Genomic DNA, 21,032 nt, shown 5'->3' with positions numbered 1-21,032 from the left:
GTCGTTGAAGTCCACCAGCACCCGTTGGCGCTCATTGGCCTCCAGCACCGGCAAACGCTGCAACAACAGCGCCGGCTCATGCTCCAGCGCTTCGGCCATGGCCTCCAGCACCTGGTTCATCTGCCCACAGATACGCGCCGCGCCAACCTCGGCCGGGGTCATGGCAACCAGGCGGAAGCCTTCGCCCAAATCGTCCACGTTCAGGCTCAAGGGGTAGTTGGTACGCTCTTGCCCGTCGAGCACCTCGATGCCTTGCCAGGCCTTGCGCTGTTCTGCATTGGCCTGGGCACCATGGCGGTAATTGAGCATGGCGCTGAACAGCGGCAACGGTGCGGCCACGCCGCTGCAACGCTGGGCCAGGGCCAGCGAGGCATGCTCGTGGGCCAGCAGCGCACTGAGCCGCTGGTGGGTGGCATGCGCGGCCTCGCGCAGGCTGACGCCACCCAGTTCGACCCGCAGCGGCAAGGTATTGATGAACATGCCCAGCGCCCGCTCGGCGCCCTCACCGCCTTGCAGGCGGCCCAGCAGCACGGTGCCGAACACCACGCGGTCCTGGCCACTGGCAGCGCCCAGCAGGCGCGCCCAGGCCAGGTGGAACAGGCTCGCGACGCTGATGCCGAGTACACGGGCCTGACGGCGCAGGCTTGTGGCAAGCGTCGACGCCAACGTCAGCTTGGCCTCCTGCATGTCACGGCCGTCGCCCTGCACGTCGCTCAGGCCAAACGGCAGGGTCGGTGCGTCGATATCGGCCAGTTGCGTCCGGAAGAACGCTTCGTGCTCGGCCGAGCTGGTGCCCAGCCTGGCCTGGGCCACGTAGTTGCGGTATGGCACCGGCGTGTGGGCCGGCGCTGGGGCGCCCTGCATGAAGCCTTGCAGTTCTTCGCCGACCACTTCCAGGGCGGTATGGTCGAGGACGATGTGGTGGAACTGCAGGGTGGCTTCGAGCACGCCATTGCCCGGGGTGTAGAACAGCTGGAGCAGTGGCGCCTGGTCCAGCCGCAGGGCCGGCAAGCCGCCGTCCAAGGCACCCGCCAACACGGTTGGCACGCTGCGCAGGACCACCTGCACCGGCTGCGGCAAACCGTCCCAAAGCACTGCGGTGCGCAACACATCGTGGCGCGCAATGACCTGGTCGAGGGCGCCGGCAAAGGCCTGCAGGCGTTCAAGGTTGTCGAAACGCAGGCGCGAATAGAGCACATACGGGTCGTGCCCGGCGGCGCTCAGGTGGTGATAGAGAATCCCCTCCTGCAACGGCGCCAGCGGGTAGATGTCCTGCACATTGGCAGCGCCGCCCGGCACCCTGGCGACGATCTGGTCGATGCTGGCCTGGTCGAGGTCGATCAGGCTGAGCAGGTCCGGGGTGATCTGGCGGCAGGCCGCCGGGATGCGGTTCTCGGGCACCTCGACCTGCTGAGCGTGCCCCAGGGTGGCCGCCAGTGCGGCGATGGTCGGCTGGCCGAACAAGGTCCGTACATCCACCTGCAGGCCCTCCAGGCGCAGGCGCGCGGTCAGGCTCACGGCCAGCAGCGAGTGGCCGCCCAGCTCGAAGAAATTGTCGTGCCGCCCTACTTGCTGTATGCCCAGCAGTTCGCTCCAGAGGGCGGCCAGCAGGGTTTCAGTGCTGCCTCGCGGGGCCTCGAAGTCGCGATGCTGCAGCGCGGCGTCGGGGGCCGGCAGGGCCTTGCGGTCAAGCTTGCCGTTGGGGCTCAGTGGAAACTGGTCGAGGTGAATGTACTGCGCTGGCACCATGTAATCCGGCAGTTGCGTCAGCAGCGCCTGGCGCAAGCCATCGGCCGTGTGTGGTTCGCCAGTGTGATAGGCGACCAGGCGTGCTTCGAACGCCAGCACCACCGCCTCACGCACACCTTCGATGCGGGTCAGGCAGGCCTCGATCTCGCCCGGCTCGATGCGCAGGCCGCGGATCTTCACCTGGTGATCGTTGCGACCGAGGAACTCAAGGTTGCCATCGGCACGCTGGCGTACCAGGTCACCGCTGCGGTACAGCCGCTCGCCAGCCGCGAACGGGCTGGCGATGAAGCGCTCTGCCTGTTGCTGCGCCAGGCCCAGGTAGCCACGGCTCACGCCGGCGCCACCGATGTGCAGGTGGCCAGCCACACCCCACGGCACTGGCTGGTCGCGGCTGTCGAGCACGTACAGTGCGGTGTTGTCGATCGGCTTGCCAATCGGCAAGCTGCCGCGGGGTAGCGCAGCGTCGGGCTCCAGCGTCCAGGCGCTGCAGTCGACGGTAGTTTCGGTGGGGCCATAGACGTTGTGCAGGCGCACACCCGGCAGGCGCTGGCGGACCAAGGCGGCCAGTGCTTCGGTGAGCTCGCCGCCGCCACAGACGATGTCGCTCAGGCTGGTACAAGCGGCGCTTTGTTCCTGCTCCAGGAACTGCTGCAGCAAGGCCGGTACGAACTGCACCACGTTCACCTGCTGGTGCTGGATCAATTGCGCGAGGTACTGCCCATCGCGCTGGCCACCCGGCCGCGCAAGGACCAGGCGCAAACCGCTGCACAGCGGCCAGAACAACTCCCATACCGAAGCATCGAAGCTGATCGGCGTCTTGTGCAGCACACGCCCGGCACCGGCGCACAGGCGCCGGCTCCAGTGCAGCAGGTTGACCACATTGCGGTGCTCGACCATCACGCCTTTCGGCACGCCGGTAGAGCCTGAGGTGTAAATCACGTAGGCCAGGTGCCGCGCCGTCAGGCCCGCCACTTGCGGGTTACTGGCCGGCTGGTGCTCCCAGCCTGGCCGGTCCAGGTCGACCTGCACCCCATGCTGCGCCACGTCGCGGGTCGCGGCATGCACCAGCAGCACCTGGGGTGCACTGTCGTCGAGCATGTGCCGAATACGCTCGGCCGGGTAGCTGGGGTCGACCGGCACATAAGCGCCGCCGGCCTTGAGAATGGCCAGCAGGCCGACCACCAGCGACAACCCACGCTCGACGCAAACCGCTACCCGATCATCGGGTTTCACACCCAGGGTGATCAGCTGATGCGCCAGGCGGTTGGCCTGCTCATCGAGCTCGCGGTAACTCAGTTCGCCCTCTTCAGCCACCAGTGCCAAAGCATCCGGCGTGAGCCTGGCCTGCGCCTCGAACAGGCTGTGCAGCGTTTGCTGCAGATCGTGTGGGTACTCGCTGGCGTTGGCATCGGCCAGCAGTTGCTGGCGCTCCTGCGGCGCCAGTACCGGCAATTGCTGCAGCGCCAGTTGCGGCTGTTGCTCCAGCGCATCGAGCAGACCAATCAGCACCTGCAGCAACTGCTCACAGATACGTTGTGCGCCTACCTGGGCCGAGACCTGGGCGGTGATGCGCAGGCCGTCACCAAGGTCGTCGACGTTGACGCTCAGCGGGTAGTTGCCATGGCCGCCGCTGGGCAACGCCTGGATGCCCTCCAAGGCTTCGCGCTGCGCCTGCTGTTCGCTGGCACTGGCGCCATGGCGGTAGTTGAGCATGGCGCTGAACAGTGGCAGGGGCGCAGCCACGCCGCTGCAGCGCTGGGCCAGGGCCAACGAGGCGTGCTCATGCTCCAGTAACGCACTCAGGCGCTGATGGGCCAGGCGCACGCCATCACGCACGCCAAGGCCGTCCAGGTCCAGGCGCAATGGCAAGGTGTTGATGAACATGCCCAGGCCATGATCGGCGCCGGCACCGCCCTGCAGGCGACCAAGCAGCACGGTGCCAAACACCACGCTGTCCCTGCCACTGGTGGCCGAGACCAGCCGAGCCCAGGCCAGGTGCAGCAGGCTGGCGGCACTCACGCCCAGTTGCTGGGCCTGTTGGCGCAGCCGTTGGTACTGGCTGCTGTCAAGTGCTACGGCAGCCAGGTCGAAGTGGCTGGCCTGGCCCTGCAAGTCGGTCAGGCCGAAGGGCAAGGTGGGTTCGTCGATGTCCCCGAGCTCTGCGCGGAAGAACGCTTCATGCTCGGCTTCGCTGACGGCCAGACGTGCCTGGGCCACGTAATTGCGGTAAGGCACCGGCGGCCTAGTCGGCTGATCGCCACGCAGGTGGTCGCGGATCTCTTCAAGCACCACTTTCATCGCGGTGTGATCGAGGGCGATATGGTGGAACTGCAAGGTGGCCTCGATGGCGCCGTCAGCGTCGCCGTACAGCAAGCGAATCAGCGGCGCCCGGCTCAACTGGAAGTCGGTGCCGCAGCCTTCGCGGGGCAACACGGCAAGCGGTGCATGGCGCCAGACCACTTGCACCGCTTGCCGCAGCCCGTCCCAGAGCACGGCGGTGCGCAGCACATCGTGGCGGGCGATGACCTTGTCCAGGGCCGCGGCGAAGGCGTGCAGGCGTGCCAGGCTGTCGAAAGCAACACGCCACTGCAGCAAGTACGGGTCGGCACCTGTGGCACTTAGATGGTGATAGAGGATGCCCTCCTGCAGCGGGGCCAGCGGGTAGATGTCCTGCACGTTGGCGGCGCCGCCCGGCACGCTGGCGACGATACACTCGATACTGGCCTGGTCCAGGTTGATCAACGGCAGCAGGTCTGGCGTGATCCGCGTGCAGCCGGCCACGATACGGTTTGCCGGCACCTCCACCTGGCGGCCCTTGCCCAGTGCGGCGGCCAGTGCGGCCACCGTCGGCTGGCTGAACAGCACCCGCACGTCAGTGTGCAAGCCTTGCTCGCGCAGGCGCTCGATCAGGGTCACAGCCAGCAGCGAGTGGCCGCCCAACTCGAAAAAGTTGTCGTGCCGGCCTACCCGCTCGACGCCCAGCACCTCGGCCCAGACAGCGGCCATGGCGGCTTCACGGCCGCCCTGCGGCTCGACATGACCTTGCGCTACCGCATCGGGCTCGGGCAGTGCGTTGCGGTCCAGCTTGCCGTGGCTAGTCAGTGGCAGCTGCTGCAGGCCGATGAACGCATGCGGCAGCATGTGCGCCGGCAAGCTGGCTTGCAGCGCCAGGCGCAACACATCGAGGTCGACCGCTGCGGTTTCGGTGAACCAGGCCAGCAGGCGCTCGCCGCGCACCAGCACCACGGCATGCTCGATACCGGGCTGGGCCGCCATGGCCGCTTCGATCTCGCCCAGTTCGACGCGCATGCCGCGGATCTTCACTTGGTCATCGTTGCGGCCCAGATAGTCGAGGCTGCCGTCGGCGTTCCAGCGCACCAGGTCACCACTGCGATACATGCGAGCGCCCGGCAGACGGCTGAACGGGTCCGCCAGGAAGCGCTCGTCGGTCAGTTGCGGGCGATTGAAATAGCCCCGGGCGACTTGGCCGCCACCGATGTACAGCTCGCCGGTAACCCCCACCGGCACCGGCTGGCGACGCTCGTCGAGCACGTAGACGCGGGTGTTGGCGATCGGCTGGCCGATGTGCAGCGCGCCGCCAGGCAGCACCGTGCCGGAGGTGGCGACCACGGTAGTTTCGGTTGGCCCGTAGTTGTTGACCAGGGCAAAGCCTGGGTCGCGGTCGAACTGGCGCAGGCGGTCACCACCGATCAGCAGGGTGCGCAAGGTCGGGTGCTGGCGTTCGCGGCGCAGCGCCTGTTCGGCGACCGGCGTCGGCAGGAAGCTGACCTTCAGTGGCTGTTCCAGCCACCAGTCGAGCAGTTCCTCGACGTGCTCGTTACCGATGTGGCGCGGTGGCACGTGCAGCGTGGCACCGGCACACAATGCCGGCCAGACTTCCCAGGCCATGGCATCGAAACCAAAGCCGGCAACGCTGGAGGTGCGCTCGCCAGCCCCCAGCGCGAAGGCCTGGCAGTGCCAATGCACCAGGTTGGCCAAGGCCTGGTGCTCAATCATCACGCCCTTGGGCTGGCCGGTTGAACCGGAGGTGTAGACCACATAGGCCAGTTGATGGGCATCGAGGCCAAGTACCTCAGGGTTGCTGTCCACTGCCAGCCAGCTTTCTGGCTGGTCGAGGTCCAGCCGCGGCAGGTGGCCTAGCAAACCATCGACGGACGAGTCGGCCAGCACCAGCGCAGGCGAACTGTCGGCCAGCAGGTAGGCGATGCGCTCACGCGGGTAGGTCGGGTCCACCGGTACATAGGCGGCCCCGGCCTTGAGCACGGCCAGCAAGCCGATCAGCCGTTCGATGCTGCGCGGCAGGCACAAGGCAACCCGGTCGCCGCATTGCACACCATGTTCGATCAGGCGGTGGGCCAGGCGGTTGGCGCGCAGGTTGAGTTCGCCATAGCTCAGGGCCTGATCGCCCTGGCTTACGGCCGACGCTTCAGGTGCGCGGGCGGCCTGGGCCTCGACCAAGGCATGGACGGTCTGGCCCTGCGGGTAGGCCTGCGCCGTGGCGTTGAAGCTGCCGAGCAACTGTTGGCGTGCCTGCTCACCGATTATCGGCAGGCTGTCGACCGTGGCCTCGTGCGCAGGCTCCAACGCTTGCAGCAACTGGGTGAGCGCGTTGGCCATCCATTCGGCGACGCGGGCGGCACCGATGCCTTCGACGGCCAGTACGCTGAAGCTGAAACCCTCGCCAAGGTCGTTGACGCTGAGGGTCAGCGGGTAGTTGCTGCGTTCTTCGCCGCCCAGCAGGCGCACACCCTCCCAGATGCCCTCACCTTCGCGCGGCGCATCGGCGGCGCTGTGGCGGTAGTTGAGCAACGCGCTGAACAGCGGTACCGAAGCGGCCACGCCACTGCAACGTTGGGCCAGGGCCAAGGGTGCATGCTCGTGGCCAAGCAACGCCGACAGGCTGCGATGGGTGGCCCGCACCGCCGCGTGCGCGCTGGCACGGGTGTCGACCCGCAGCGGCAAGGTGTTGATGAACATGCCCAGTGCGCGGTCAGCGCCTTCGCCACCTTGCAGGCGGCCCATCAGTACGGTGCCGAACACCACGTCGGTGCGGTTGGCCAGCACGCCCAGCACCCGCGCCCAGGCCAGGTGCATCAAGCTCGCGGCGCTGACACCCAGCTGCCGGGCCTGGCTGCGCAGCCGCAGGCAGAGGCTGGCATCCAGCGCCAGGAAGGCGCTGTCGATATTGCGCCCGTCGCCCTGCACATCGGCAAAGCCCAACGGCAAGGTTGGCTCGTCGACATCTGCCAGCATCTCGCGGAAGAACGCCTCCTGGCTGGCAGGGTCGGCCATGCGGGCCTGAGCCACGTAGTTGCGATACGGCACGGCCACCGGCAGGGTTGCGCCCTGGCCGAACAGCAAGGCGCGCATTTCCCGGGCGACCACATCCATGGCGGTGTGGTCGAGGGTCAGGTGATGGAACAACAGGATCGCCACCACCTGATGGTTGGCGGGGTCGAGGCTGTAGTGCAGGCGCGTGAGCGGTGCCTGGCCGAGGTCCAGCCGGTGATGGCGGGCATCGAACCGCGCGTGCAATTGTTCGATGCGCGACGCGCCAGGTTCATCGGGCAGGTCGTCAACCTCGCACACGGCCAGCTCGGCAGCACGCCATACCACCTGCAGCGGCTGCGCCAATCCTTGCCAGTGCACCGCGGTGCGCAGGATATCGTGGCGGTCGATGACTTGCTGCAAGGCGCCGGCCCAGGCCAGCAGGCGCTCGACGCTGTCGAACGCCAGGCGCGTCTGCAGCAGGTACGGGTCGCCCTGTTCGGCGCTCAGGTGATGGTAGAGGATGCCTTCCTGCAAAGGCGCCAGCGGGTAGATTTCCTGCACGTTGGCGGCACCGCCCGGCACCGTGGCGACGATGGCATCGATACTGGCCTGGTCCAGCTCGACCAGGCTGAGCATGCCCGGGGTGATGCGCGCAGCGCCCTGTGGCAACCGGTTGGCCGGCACCTTGGCGGCCTCGCCGCTTGCCGTCGCGCAGGCCAGCGCCGCCACGGTCGGCTGGGCGAACAGCACGCGCACGTCGATGACCAGGCCGGCCTTGCGCAGGCGTTCGACCAAGGTCACGGCCAGCAGCGAGTGGCCGCCCAGTTCGAAGAAGTTGTCATGCCGCCCTACCCGCTCGACGCCCAGTACTTCGGCCCAGATCGCAGCCATGGCCACCTCGGTCTGGCCTTGCGCCGCCTCATAGGGCTGGCCTGGCAGCAAAGCGCCGTCCGGGTTGGGCAACGCACGGCGGTCGAGCTTGCCGTGGCTGGTCAATGGCAGTTCATCCAGGCGGATGAACGCCCATGGCAACAGATGTGCCGGCAAGCTGGCCTGCAGGGCCTGGCGCAACTGTTCAGGATCGACTGGCGCGGCCTCGGTGTACCAGGCCAGCAGGCGACCTTCGCGCACCAGCACCACGGCATCGTCGATGCCCGGCCGGGCGGCCAGGGCGGCCTCGATTTCGCCCAGTTCCACACGCACGCCACGGACCTTCACCTGGTCATCGTTGCGCCCCTGGTAATCGAGGGTACCGTCGGCGTTCCAGCGCACCAGGTCGCCGCTGCGGTACATCCGGCCACCGGGGTTGAAGGGGTCGTCAAGGAAGCGTTCTGCGGTGAGTTCAGGCCGATTGAAATAGCCGCGGGCGACCTGCGCCCCGCCGATGAACAGCTCACCAATGACGCCAACCGGCACCGGTTGCCGGCCTTCGTCGAGCACATACACGCGGGTGTTGGCGATCGGCTGGCCGATATGCAGTGGGCCGTTGGCGTTGAGCTGGCCGGAGGTGGCCACCACCGTGGTTTCGGTCGGGCCGTAGTTGTTGATCAGGGCAAAGCCTGTTTCGCGCTCGAACTGGCGCAGGCGGTCGCCGCCCACCAGCAGCGTGCGCAAGGTCGGGTGCTGGTGGTCACGGCGCAAAGCCTGCTCGGCCACCGGGGTGGGCAGGAAGCTGACCTGCAGCGGCTGCGCCAGCCACCAGTCGAGCAGCTCGTCGACGTGTTCGTTGCCGATGTGTGCCGGCGGCAGGTGCAGCGTGGCACCTGCGCACAGGGTCGGCCAGACCTCCCAGGCCATGGCGTCGAAGCCGAAACCGGCGACACTGGAGCTGTGCGAGCCGGCCCTCAGCTGGAACGCCTGGCAGTGCCAGTGGACCAGGTTGGCGAGGGTCTGGTGCTCGATCATCACCCCCTTGGGCTGGCCGGTGGAGCCGGAGGTGTAGACCAGGTAAGCCAGCTGCCGTGCATCGAGCTCGGGCAGTTCAGGGTTGCTGCTGTTTGCGGCAAAGGCTTCGGCCTGGTCCAGGTCCAGGCGCGGTATCGGCGGCAAGCCTTCGATCGCAGTGCTCGCCAGCACCAGCGCCGGTGCGCTGTCTGCCAGCAGATAGGCGATACGTTCCGCCGGATAGGCCGGGTCGACCGGTACATAGGCGGCGCCTGCCTTGAGCACCGCCAGCAAGCCGACCAAGCGTTCCGGGCTGCGTGCCAGGCACAGGGCAACCCGGTCGCCAACCTTGACGCCGCGCTCGATCAGCCGATGCGCCAGCTGGTTGGCGCGCCGGTTCAGTTCGCCGTAGCCAAGGGCCAGGCCACCCTGCAGCAGCGCGGGCGCCTCGGGTGCGCGGGCTGCCTGGGCTTCGACCAGGGCATGCACGGTCAGCCCTTGCGGGTAGGCCTGGGCGGTGCGGTTGAACTGCTCCAGCACCTGCTCGCGCTCTGCCTGGGGCAGCACTGCCAACCCTTGCAGTGGTGTTTCAGGGGCCTGTTCAAGGGCGTCGATCAGGCTCGCCAGCACCTGCTCGAACTGCTCGCACAAGCGTGCAGCCCCCCACTGCGGCAGGCTCTGCACGGTCAGGCGCAGATCATCGCCAAGGTCGTCGACGCTGACGGTCAGCGGATAGTCGGTGCGCTCTTCAGCGCCGACGATATCGATACCCGGCGCCACCGGAATGATCTCGGCAGCATCGCCGGCAGCACTGTGGCGGTAGTTGAGCATGCTGTTGAACAGCGGCGCTGGCGCGGCCACGCCACTGCAACGTTGGGCCAGGGCCAGCGAGGCTTGCTCATGGCCGAGCAAGGCGCTGAGCCGCTGGTGGGTGGCCAGCAGGGCCTGGCGCACGCCGTGCTGGCCGAGGTCGATGCGCAGCGGCAAGGTGTTGATGAACATGCCCAGCGCCTGCTCACCGCCCTCACCGGTGGTCATGCGCCCCAGCAGCACACTGCCGAACACCACGGCCTGGCGTGCGGACAGTTGCCCGACCAGGCGGGCGAAGCCCAGGTGCAGGACACTGGCCGGGCTCACGCCCAGGTGCCGGGCCTGGTGGCGCAGGCGCAAGCTCAGCGCGGGCGCAAGGGTCAGGCGCGCCTGCTCCAGTGGCTGCTGGCCTTTGTCCTGCAAGCCGAAGGCCAAGGTCGGCTCTTCGATGTCGTTGAGCATTTCGCGGAAGAATCGCTCGTGGGCGTGTTCGTCCAGCGCCTGGCGCGCTGCCGCCAGCACGTTGCGGAACGGCATCGGCGGCGCCACCAGCGCAGCCTCGCCGGCCAGGTGCGCCTGGATTTCGCGGCGCACGATGTCCAGCGCAGTGTGGTCCATGACCACGTGGTGGAACATCAGCAAGGCGACCCACTGCTCGCCCTCGCCGGGGGCGTGCACCAGCTGCATCAGCGGTGCCTGACGCAGGTCTACGCGGTAGTGGTGCGGATCGAAGCGCGCGCACAGCCGGGCCAGGGCATCGTCGCCGTCGACCTCGATGGCCTCACGCACCAGGGTCGCTTCGCGCCACACCACCTGCACAGGTTCATCGAGGTATTCCCAGTGCAGCGCGGTGCGCAGGATGTCGTGGCGCTGGATCACCCATTGCAGGGCCTGGGCAAAGGCTTCGAGGTGTGCCTTGCTGGCAAAGCGCAGCTGCACCTGGGCCAGGTACGGGTCACCGTCAACGGCTGACAGGTGCTGGTAGAGCATGCCTTGCTGCAGCGGTGCCAGCGGGTAGATGTCCTGCACGTTGGCGGCGCCGCCCGGCACGCTGGCGACGATGCGGTCGATGGCCTGCTGCTCGAGTTGCACCAGCGGCAGCATGTCAGGGGTAATGCGAAACGCCGGGCTGAGCCAGCCGTCATCGCGCTCGGCGAGCATTTCCAGCAAGGCCGGCTTGTGCCGTGACAGCGCCTCCCACAGGGTGTCGTCCAGGGCTTCATCGTCGCCCAGGACGATCAGGTCCTGGTCTTCGCGCTGGAGTCGGATTGCATGGGTGGAGAGAGCAGCCATCAGTTCGCTGAAAAGCATCGGTAAGCATCCTGCTTTGCCTGGAAGGGGGTCGTCGACACGCTAAAGGATCGTGACCGGGTGGTCTGACATGGGAAGCGGGGACAGAGGGGATGGCTTGGGGGGTGGCTTGGGGTTTTCAGCGCCTGTGATATTTCTGGCTTGAGATTTTCAGAGTCCGTGATATTCCAGGCTTGAGATTTTCAGCGCTTGTGAGATCGAGCGCCGCACGGGCGGCGCTCATCTCACAGGCGACAAAACGATCAAGGCGAACCGTTCAAATCCGCCGACGTTTGCCCAAGCTCGGTATGGTCGTCTGCGGTATCTTCACCGCCACCTGCTCACGGCTGGTACTGGCCGCCAGCCCGGCCAACGTCGGCTGGCTGAACAAGGTCCGGGCATCGACATGCAGACCGGCCTGGCGCATGCGCGCCACCAGGCTCACTGCCAACAATGAATGCCCGCCCAGCTCGAAGAAATTGTCCTCACGCCCCACCTGCTCGATCTTCAGCACCTCAGTCCAGATCGCCGCCAGCGCAGCTTCCAGCTCACCTTGCGGCGCCTGGTACTGGCGGCTGATCACTGCCTCGGCCCCCGGCGCCGGCAGCGCGCGGCGGTCGAGCTTGCCGTTGGGGCTCAACGGCAGCTCGGCCAGCGCGACGAAAGCCTGCGGCACCATGTACTCGGGCATGCGCGCCAGCAGATAATTGCGCAGCACCTCCAGGGCCGGAGGCTGGCCGCCATCACGGCAGGTGAAATAAGCCACCAGGCGCTCTTCGCGCATCAGCACCACGCTTTGCCCGATCACCGGGTGCGCCGCCAGCGCAGCCTCGATCTCGCCCAGCTCTACCCGCAGCCCGCGCAGCTTGACCTGAAAGTCGTTGCGCCCGATGAAGTCCAGCTCGCCGTTCTCGCGGTAACGCACCAGGTCGCCGGTGCGGTATAGCCGGTCGCCCTCGACGAAGGGGCTGGCGATGAAACGTTCGGCCTGTAACACCGGCAAGCCCAGGTAACCACGGGCCACGCCAACGCCGCCAATGTGCAGCTGCCCCACGGCCCCCAACGGCACCGGGCGGTCATGCGCATCGAGCACATACAGCCGGGTGTTGGCGATCGGCCGGCCAATCGGTGGCGCCAGCTCGGGCAGGGGCTGATGGGGCTGCAAGGTCCAGGCGGTGCTGTCGACTGTTGCCTCGGTGGGCCCGTAGACGTTGTGCACGCGGACCTTCGGCAGGCACTGGCGAATGCGCTGCAGCAACGCCAAGGTCAGTTCGCCCCCCCCACAGAAAAGATCGGTCAGGCTGGTGCAACGCTCGACGCCGGGCTCCTCCAAAAACTGATGCAGCAACGCCGGCACGAACTTCATGATCGTCACCTGGCGTGCCTGCACCTGCTGCACCAGATAGCCCGGGTCACGGTGCCCGTCGGGCCGGGCCAATACCAGGCGCAGCCCGGCGACCAGTGGCCAGAACAGCTCCCAGACCGAGCCATCGAAACTGAACGGTGCCCGCTGCAACAGCGCGCCGCCCGGCTGTGGCGGGCAAATCTGCGAGCCCCAGTGCATCAGGTTGCACAGGCCGCGATGCTCGATCATCACACCCTTTGGCGTACCGGTGGAGCCGGAGGTGTACATCACATAGGCCAAGCCGGACGGCCCGAGGCCCGGCACTTGCGGGTTTGCGGCGCTGCACGTCTGCCAGTCGTCAGCGTCGAGGTCGAGCAGCGGTGTGGCCAGCGCGTCGAACAGCCCTAGCGTAGCGGCGTGCACCAGCAACACGGTTGGCGCGCTGTCGTCGAGCATGTAACGCAGGCGTTCGACCGGATAACCAGGGTCCAGCGGTACATAGGCGCCACCTGCCTTGAGCACCGCAAGCAGCGCAACCATCATCGAGCTGCCGCGCTCGATGCAGATCGCCACCCGTGAATCGACACCGACACCCAATGCGATCAGGCGATGGGCCAGGCGGTTGGCCTGGGCATTGAGGGTGTAATAGTCGAGGGCAGCATCGTCCGTTTGCAGGGCAAGGGCCAGTGGCGTGCGCTGCACCTGGGCCTCGAACAGTGCTGGCAGCGTACTGCCCAGCGGGCTGTGGCGATCCTGGCTGAGGTTGAAGGTGTGCAGCAGGCGCTGCAGTTCGTCCTGCGGCACGCTGCACAGCGCAGTCAAAGGGCTGTGCATGCCATCGGCGAATTGGCGCAGGGTGGTCAGCAGGCTGGCGAGTACCCGCGGCGCGCCGAGCGCACGCGGCGCACGCAAGCCAAGCTGCAGCGCGTCGCCCAGGTCGTCGACACTCAACACCAGCGTGTGACTCAGCACTTCGCTGGCCTGCAGCAATGTTACGCCCGGCAGCACTTCGCCTTGTGGCAAGGCACCTTGGCGGTAGTTGATCAGGCCCTGGAACAGTGCTGTGCCTGCGGGCAGCCCGCTGCACCGCTGGGCCAGCAACAGCGGTGCATCTTCGTGGCCGAGCAAGCTGGCAAGCTGTGCATGGGTCTGGGTCAGGGCCTGGCTCAGCGAGCCTGCGGCCAGGCTGATGCGCAGCGGCAGGCTGTTGATGAACATGCCCAAGGCGCGGTCTGCGCCGTGGCCGGCCATGGTCCGGCCCAGCAGCACGGTGCCGAGCACAACCTCGTCGCGGCCCGACAAGCTCCCGAGTACCTGGGCCCAGGCCAGGTGCAGCAGGCTGGCCAGGCTGGCGCCGTGGTGACGGGCCTGCTTGCGCAACAGCTCGCTCTGGGCGGCGTCGAGGGTGGCGGTATGGCTGTGCAGGTCGTTTTCATCGACTGCTTTGCCGCCCAACCCTGGGATCGCTGCCAGCGGCTCGACGCCAGCCAGCTGCTCGCGGAAATAGGTTTCGTGGCGAGCCTGCCGTTCAGCATTGCTGCTCAGTGCCACATAGTCGCGGTACGGCACCGGCGTCGGCAGCTGCCCACCGCGCGCGTGCATGAAAGCCTCGAGTTCGCCCAGCAGCACCTGCAACGACACCGCGTCGTTGACCAGATGGTGGAAGCGCAGCAAGCCCAACCAGCGGCCTTGGGCAGGGTCCTCGGCGGTGACCATCGCCAGCATCGGTGCCTGGCGCAGGTCCAGCGGCCGTTGTTGTGGGTCGAAGGCCTTGCACAACTGCCCGGCCAGATCGCCTGACGAAGGGGCAGCCCAGCTTTCCACCGGCAGGCGAGCCTGGCGCCAGACCACCTGCTGCGGCTGTTGCAACCCTTCCCAGGCGAGGCTGGTGCGCAGGATGTCATGCCGCTCGATCACCTGCTGCAGGCCATCGACAAAGGCCTGCCGTTGTTCGCGGCTGGCGAAGGCGAACAGCGCCTGCTGCTGGTAAGGATCCCGGGCTTCGCTGACATGGTGGTACAGCAGCCCTTGCTGCAACGGCGCCAGCGGGTAGATTTCCTGCACGTTGGCGGCGCCACCTGGCACCAATGCGACGATCTGCTCGATGGTGGGCTGGTCGAGCGAAGTGAGCCGCAGCATATCGGGGGTGATTTGCTGGCACCCCGGCAGTACGCCATTGGCTGGCACCCGCGCAACATCACCTACCGCCACCGCAGCCGCCAGGCTGGCCAGGGTCGACTGGCCGAACAGTACCTGCACGTCAGCTTGCATGCCTTGCTGGCGCATGCGCTCGATCAGTTGCACCGCCAGCAGCGAATGGCCGCCCAGTTCAAAGAAGTGGTCCTGGCGCCCGACCCGCTCGACCTGCAGCAACTCGGCCCAGAGCAATGCCAGCTGCGCTTCGATGTCCCCTTGCGGCGGTTCATGCTCGCGGCGTACCTTCGCGCCTTCATCCGCGGCCGGCAAGGCGCGGCGATCGAGCTTGCCGTTGGCCGTCAGCGGCCAGCCGGCCAGGCTGACGTAGGCCGCGGGCAGCAAGGCGGCAGGCAAGCGTTCGCGCAAATGCTCATGCAACGCGCGCGGCGTTACTGCTGCATCGCCGAGGTACCAAGCCTGTAACTGCCCCTCGCGCAGCAGCACCACGCTTTCGCGCACGGCCACATGGCTGTTCAGGGCGGCTTCGATTTCGGCCAGCTCGACCCGCACACCGCGAATCTTCACCTGGTCGTCGTTGCGCCCGAGGTATTCCAAGGTGCCGTCAGCCCGCCAGCGTACCAGGTCGCCGCTCCGGTACATGCGCTCCCCGGGGCGTGCACTGAACGGGTCGTCGAGGAAGCGCTCGGCGGTCAGCGCGGGACGGTTCAGGTAACCGCGCGCCACGCCGCCGCCAGCGATATACAACTCACCGACGGCGCCAGGCGGCAGCAATCGCTGCTGGTCGTCCAGCACATACAGCCGGGTGTTGGCGACCGGCCCGCCGATGTGCAGCGGCTGCCCGGCATTCACATCCCCTGAAGTGGCCACCACGGTGGTCTCGGTGGGGCCGTAGTTGTTCACCACCCGGTAACGGCGCTCGCGGGCCAGGCGACGCAGGCGGTCACCGCCGACCAGCAGGGTCTGCAGGGTCGGGTGCAGTTCGCCCTGAGCAAAGGCATGCTCGGCCACCGGCGTCGGCAGAAAGCTCACGTCCAGCGGCTGCGCGCGCCACCACTTCAGCAAGGCGTCGATGTCTTCGGCGCCCTCGCGTACCGGCGCCAGGTGCAGGGTCGCGCCGCTGCACAAGGTTGGCCAGACCTCCCAGGCCATCGCGTCGAAACCGAAACCGGCCAGGCTCGACTGCTGACGGCCCGGGCCCAGGTCGAAGGCGTTGCAGTGCCAGTCGACCAGGTTGGCCAGCATGCGGTGCTCGACCATCACGCCCTTGGGCAGGCCGGTGGAGCCAGAGGTGTAGATGACATACACCAGATGGTTCGGCGCCAGGTGTGCGACGGCCGGCGCCTCGGCGCTTGCCGCTTGCCAGGTGCAGCGGTCCAGTTCGAGTTGTGGCAGGTCGTGGGCTGGCAGGCATGCACTGAACCGGGAGTGGGTCAGCACCGCGCAGGGTGCGCTGTCTTCGAGCAGGTAGGCCAGGCGCTCCTGCGGGTGTGCCGGGTCGATTGGCACATAGGCGGCGCCGGCCTTGAGTACCGCCAGCAAGCCGACCAGCGTGTCCAGCCCGCGCTGGGCCACCACCGCGATGCGCTGGTCCGGGCCTGCGCCAAGGTCGATCAGCCGCCGCGCCAACTGGTTGGCGCGCCCGTTCAGTTCGCCATAGCTCAGGCGCTGGCCGGCGTGCAGTGCCGCCAGCGCCCCCGGCTGGCGCCTGGCTTGGGCTTCAATCCGTCGGTGGATCAATGGCTCCTGCTGCCCCAGAGTGATCGTCGCCTGGTTCCAATGCTGCAACTGCTGCTGTTCAGCGGCCGTTACCAGGTCAAACCCGGCGACGCTCAACCCGGGTCGCGCCAGCCCCTGTTGCAACACCTGCAACAGCCGCTCTGCCAGGGCGGCGACCTCGTCCTTGCTGAACCAGGCCAAGTTGTGCACCAGGTGCAGGCGGGCCTTGCCGCTGTGCGGGTTGCTGCGCAGGTGTAGGCTCAACGGTGTCGGTTCGTGGCTGTTGCAGGTCATCACCGTATGGCCGCAGGCGTCACCAAAGCGCAGCTCGTTGCCATCTTCTTCGTAAGACACCATCAGCTCGAACAGCTGCGGCCGTTCTTCGCGCAGGGCGCCTAGCGTGCGGTTCAACTCGCTGAGGGCGAAGCGCTGATGACGAAAGTCTTGCTTGAGTGCGTCGCGAATGCTGCGTACCAGCTCGGCAAATGACCCATGACGGCCAAAATCCATGCGCAAGGCGCTGACCTGGGTGAACAGCCCCAGGGTCGATTTGAAACGCGCATTGCCGCGATTGCGCACCGGCACGCCGACCACCCATTGGTCCCGCTGCCAGGTACGTGTGCAGCACACATGCATGGCCGCCAACAACACGTGGAAGGCCGACGCCTGCAGCTCGCTGCCCAGTGCGTTCATGCGCGCCAGCAGCTGGCTGTCGAAGGGCAGATCGAGGGCCGCGCTGGGCTCGCCGGCTGCCACCCGCCCGCGCTCGCGCGGCGCCAGCAAGGCATCGGGCAACTGCTGATATTTGCCTAGCCAGTAATCACGGTCGCGGCCATGGCGTGCCGACGCCTGGTACTGGCTGTCGTCTTCGATGAACTCGCGGTAACCGGGCGCGCTGTCAGGCAAGGGCGTGCCCTGGCCCAGCAGGCCATAGTAGTCAGCGACCTGTTTGAACCACAGGTCCACACCCCAGCCATCGAGGACCAGGTGATGCGCCTGCAGCGCGAACAGGTAGCGCTGCTCGCCCAGCCTGATCAACTGCGTGCCCCACAAGGGGCCGACGCCCAGCACAAAAGGCTTTTGCATGCAGCTGCCGAGCAGCGCCCGGGCGGCGGCCATCGGGCTTGGGGCAGCACGCAGGTCATGTTCGGCCAGATCCACCGTCAGCGTTTGCGCAAAGTACTGGCGCGGTACGCCACCCTGCCCCGCTGGCTCCACCAGCACCGTGCGCAAGCCTTCATGCAGCGCCACCAGGTGCGCCAGCGCCCTGCGCAGCCGCGGGACATCCATCGCGCCGTCGATCTCGACATAGGCACCGATGTTGTACAGCGGTGAATCGCCGTGGCCGATCTGGTCCAGCCAGATATCACGCTGGGCAACGGTCAGGGCAAAGGTTTGGGCGGCAGGCATGGGCGGGCAAGTCCTTCTTGGCTTGAACATCCGCGGATTCAAGCACCCCCTCTTCGCACTGTATGGCCCGTTAAACCCGGACAACCGAGGCGCCTATCAATAGCAGCTGAAAAGCCTGTAGGAAATCGACCACAGCTGGCCGCCCTTGATGACTTACGCCAAGTCTCATTGACCGGAAACAGCAGTGAACCGTCAGGGATACGGCGCCATTTCACTGGCTAATCCGAACTTGCCCTGCACGAGCCCAATTTCATGCCCCACTCGGGCAGTAGGAATTGATGGCATTTTCTGTCCCGGTTTTCCATTACAGACGCAGCCCCCGCTGCGGGCTTGAATACCGCCACCCCCCACCACCCGGAGCACTCGACAGCGAGACCACCCGCCGTAACGCTTTGAATCAAGGAAGACAGGATATGAAGCTGACCGCCAGCCTCGCACACCGCCCCGACCCTCAGCTGTACCTGCAACTGGGCGAACTGGTCGCCAGTACCGGCGCCGACGGTTTCGCCGCACAGATGTTACGCCTGGTCGATGCCCAGGTACCGATCCACCGGCTCGAGCTCAGCGAGTTGACCCTTGACTCGCGCCAGGCCAGTGTCAGCCGCATCAGGTTACTGGGCAGTGCCGGCCTTGCGCAGCAACGGCCTGGCAACGAGCCACTGCGCCACCCGTTGCTGCAGAGCATCATGCAGATGGACGACCCGCTGCTGATCGAGTTCAAGGCCCCGCTGGATGCCCAGCACCCCCACCAGTGCCACTTGGTGTCGTGCAGCGGCGACCGGCGCTGGGTCATCTGTTTCCATCGCCTGCCCGGGCAAAGGGCGTTTTCCCTGGCGGAGCTGTCTCAGCTCAAGAGCCTTTCCGACACCTTGCTGCCACTGGTCGAGCACCATGGTCAGTTGCTCGACCAGGGCCTCGTACGCCGCATCGGCACGCCCCCGGCCGACCTTGAAGCTGGTTCGCTGCGCCACGCCTTTGGCGAGCGCCTGGTCCAGGAAGCGGTCAGGCTTTCTACCCGCGAGGAGGAAGTGTGCATCGGCCTGCTGACAGGCGGCACGGTGCCGGAAATGGCGCAGAAGCTGAATGTGAAGAACAGCTCGATCGAAACCTACCTAAAGCGCGCCACCGCCAAGCTGGGGGTCAGTGGCCGCCATGGGCTGGCGAAATGGATGGCCGGCGCCTGACTGCACGAGAGCCCGTGATGCCCCCACACGCCCTGACCCTGTGCGCCGCGCTGCTGTGCGGCTGCTCCCTGGTACCGGACTATCAGCGCCCCGCCGCCCCTGTGCCCGGCCAGTTCCCTCAAGGCCCGGCCTATCAGGGCGACGCGTTGGCCCGCCAGCCCGCCGAGGACTGGCGGCAGGTGTTCCAGGACCCGGTGCTGCGCCAACTGATCGACAGCGCGCTGGCCAACAACCGCGACCTGCGCGAGGCTGCGCTGAACGTCGAAGCCTACCGCGCCCAGTACCGCATCCAGCGCGCCGACTTGCTGCCGAAGGTGTCTGCCGACGCCACGGGCAAGCGCCAGTACCTGCCGCGGGGTGTGACCGGCACCGACCAGGGGATGATTACCTCGACCTATGCCGCAACCCTGGGCATCAGCGCCTACGAACTGGACCTGTTCGGCCGCCTGCGCAGCCTCAGTGACCAGGCGCTGCTGACTTACCTGGCCAGTGAACAAGCGCGGCGAAGCACACAGCTGAGCCTGGTGGCCAGCGTTGCCAGCGCCTACCTGACCTGGCGCGCCGATCAGGAGCTGCTGGTGTTGGCCAAGGACACCCTGGCCGCCGACGAACGCAGCCTGCGCTTGACCAGTGCCCAGCGCCGCGCCGGCACGGTATCGGCGCTGGACCAGATCCAGTCACGCACCAGCGTCGACAGCACCCGTGCCACGGTGGCGCGCTACAAACGCCAGGTGGCCCAGGACCTCAATCAGTTGTCCTTGTTGGTGGGTACCGCCGTGGCGGGCGACCTGGCCGCCCTGCCCTTGGCCGACGAGCAGATCGCCGGGTTGCCGGCCGGGTTGCCTTCGGACCTGCTGCGCCGCCGCCCGGACATCGTCCAGGCGGAATATCAGCTGCGTGCGGCCAATGCCAATATCGGCGCGGCGCGGGCGGCGTTCTTCCCCAGTATCAGCCTCACCGCCAACGCCGGCAGCACCAGCCCGCAACTGAGCGGCCTGTTCGACGGCGGCAGCGGCACCTGGCTGTTTCAGCCACAGATCAGCCTGCCGATATTCACCGCTGGCAGGCTGCGCGCCAGCCTGGATTATGCAGCGTTACAGAAGGACATTCAGGTGGCGCAGTACGAGAAAGCCATCCAGAGCGCGTTCCAGGAGGTGGCCGATGGCCTGGCAGCGCGGGCGACCTATCAGCGACAGCTGCAGGCCCAGCACGATCTTGTGGCGTCGAACCAGCGGTATTACAACCTGGCCGAGCATCGTTACCGGATCGGCGTGGACAGCAGCCTGACCTTTCTCGATGCACAGCGCTCGCTGTTCACGGCGCAGCAGGGGTTGATCAGCGACCGCCTGGCGCAGCTGGTGGCGGAAGTGAACCTGTATGCGGCGCTGGGTGGGGGGTGGCAGGAGGCCGCAGAGCGGCCTCGGTAACGCTTACACCGCGCTCAGGTGCTCGTAGAGAATGGTTGCGCCGACCAGCATCAGCACGATGCCACCGACGATCTCGGCGCGCTTGCCCACCACCGAACCCAACGCACGCCCGAGCATGGTACCAAGGGTCACCATGGTCATGGTCGCCAGGCCGATCGCCGCGGCCGCCACCCAGATGTTGACGTCGACGAAGGCCAGGCCGACGCCCACTGCCAGGGCATCGATACTGGTGGCAACCGCAGTCACCGCAAGGATCCAGAACGAGTGCTGGCTCTGTTTTTCCACTTCTTCGTCATCCGGCTTCAGGCCGGCATGCACCATGTGCGCGCCCAGCAGCAGCAACAGGGCAAAGGCGATCCAGTGGTCCCACTGTTCGACATACTGGCTGGCCGCCTGGCCAAGCAGCCAGCCGATGACCGGAGTGAGGGCCTCGATGACGCCGAAGATCAGGCCGGTGCGCAGGGCTTCGGCCAGGCGTGGCTTGTGCAGGCTGGAACCTTTGCCAATGGCGGCCGCGAAGGCGTCCGTAGACATGGCGAAGGCGAGAAAGGCGAGGGAAATGGGATTCAACGATCAGACTCCAGCCGGGCAACGAGTCAACGACAGACGACCTGCAGGCCCGGTTTGGCTGCAGGAAGGTCGTTGGTCTCGCCAATCCGGGTGGATGCGCTGGCCATGGCAGGTTGCCAAATATGTTGACCAGAGCGCCTTTGCAGTGTGCGAAGGCAGGCTACTCCCCAATGAGTGGCGCGATGATACCAGCGTAAA

Annotated in this window: 5 protein-coding genes and 1 riboswitch; of the genes, 2 read left to right on the top strand and 3 right to left on the bottom strand. The window is 66.9% G+C overall.

What is annotated here, in order from left to right; translation table 11 throughout:
- Positions 1–11,046 (bottom strand): non-ribosomal peptide synthetase (locus APH27_RS27005; protein ID WP_060484614.1); only part of this gene is annotated, 11,046 nt, incomplete at its 3' end.
- A gap of 256 nt (positions 11,047–11,302) precedes the next feature.
- Entirely contained in the window at positions 11,303–17,653 is a 6,351-nt protein-coding gene (locus APH27_RS09055) for a non-ribosomal peptide synthetase (protein ID WP_082435067.1), read from the bottom strand.
- Between the two features lie 413 nt (positions 17,654–18,066).
- Between APH27_RS09055 and APH27_RS09050 the strand changes: the two genes are divergently transcribed.
- Both APH27_RS09050 and APH27_RS09045 read left to right on the top strand, forming a co-directional pair.
- Complete coding sequence (locus APH27_RS09050; RefSeq protein ID WP_027916627.1) at positions 18,067–18,837, top strand: helix-turn-helix transcriptional regulator; 771 nt, start codon at positions 18,067–18,069, stop codon at positions 18,835–18,837.
- A 17-nt stretch (positions 18,838–18,854) separates the two neighbouring features.
- Positions 18,855–20,264, top strand: a complete 1,410-nt coding sequence (locus APH27_RS09045; protein WP_060484612.1) for an efflux transporter outer membrane subunit — start codon at positions 18,855–18,857, stop codon at positions 20,262–20,264.
- A 3-nt stretch (positions 20,265–20,267) separates the two neighbouring features.
- Here the strand turns inward: APH27_RS09045 and mntP are convergent, their stop codons facing one another.
- Positions 20,268–20,834: a manganese efflux pump MntP gene (gene mntP, locus APH27_RS09040; protein WP_060484611.1), complete on the bottom strand. Its 567-nt coding sequence runs from the start codon at positions 20,832–20,834 to the stop codon at positions 20,268–20,270.
- 10 nt (positions 20,835–20,844) lie between these two features.
- Positions 20,845–21,015, bottom strand: a riboswitch (yybP-ykoY riboswitch).
- Positions 21,016–21,032 lie beyond the last annotated feature (17 nt).

Source organism: Pseudomonas sp. NBRC 111123 (genome assembly GCF_001320205.1).
Lineage (GTDB): Bacteria > Pseudomonadota > Gammaproteobacteria > Pseudomonadales > Pseudomonadaceae > Aquipseudomonas > Aquipseudomonas putida_J.
Note: the sequence above shows the minus strand (reverse complement) of the source record. Positions and strands in the feature narration are given on the sequence as shown.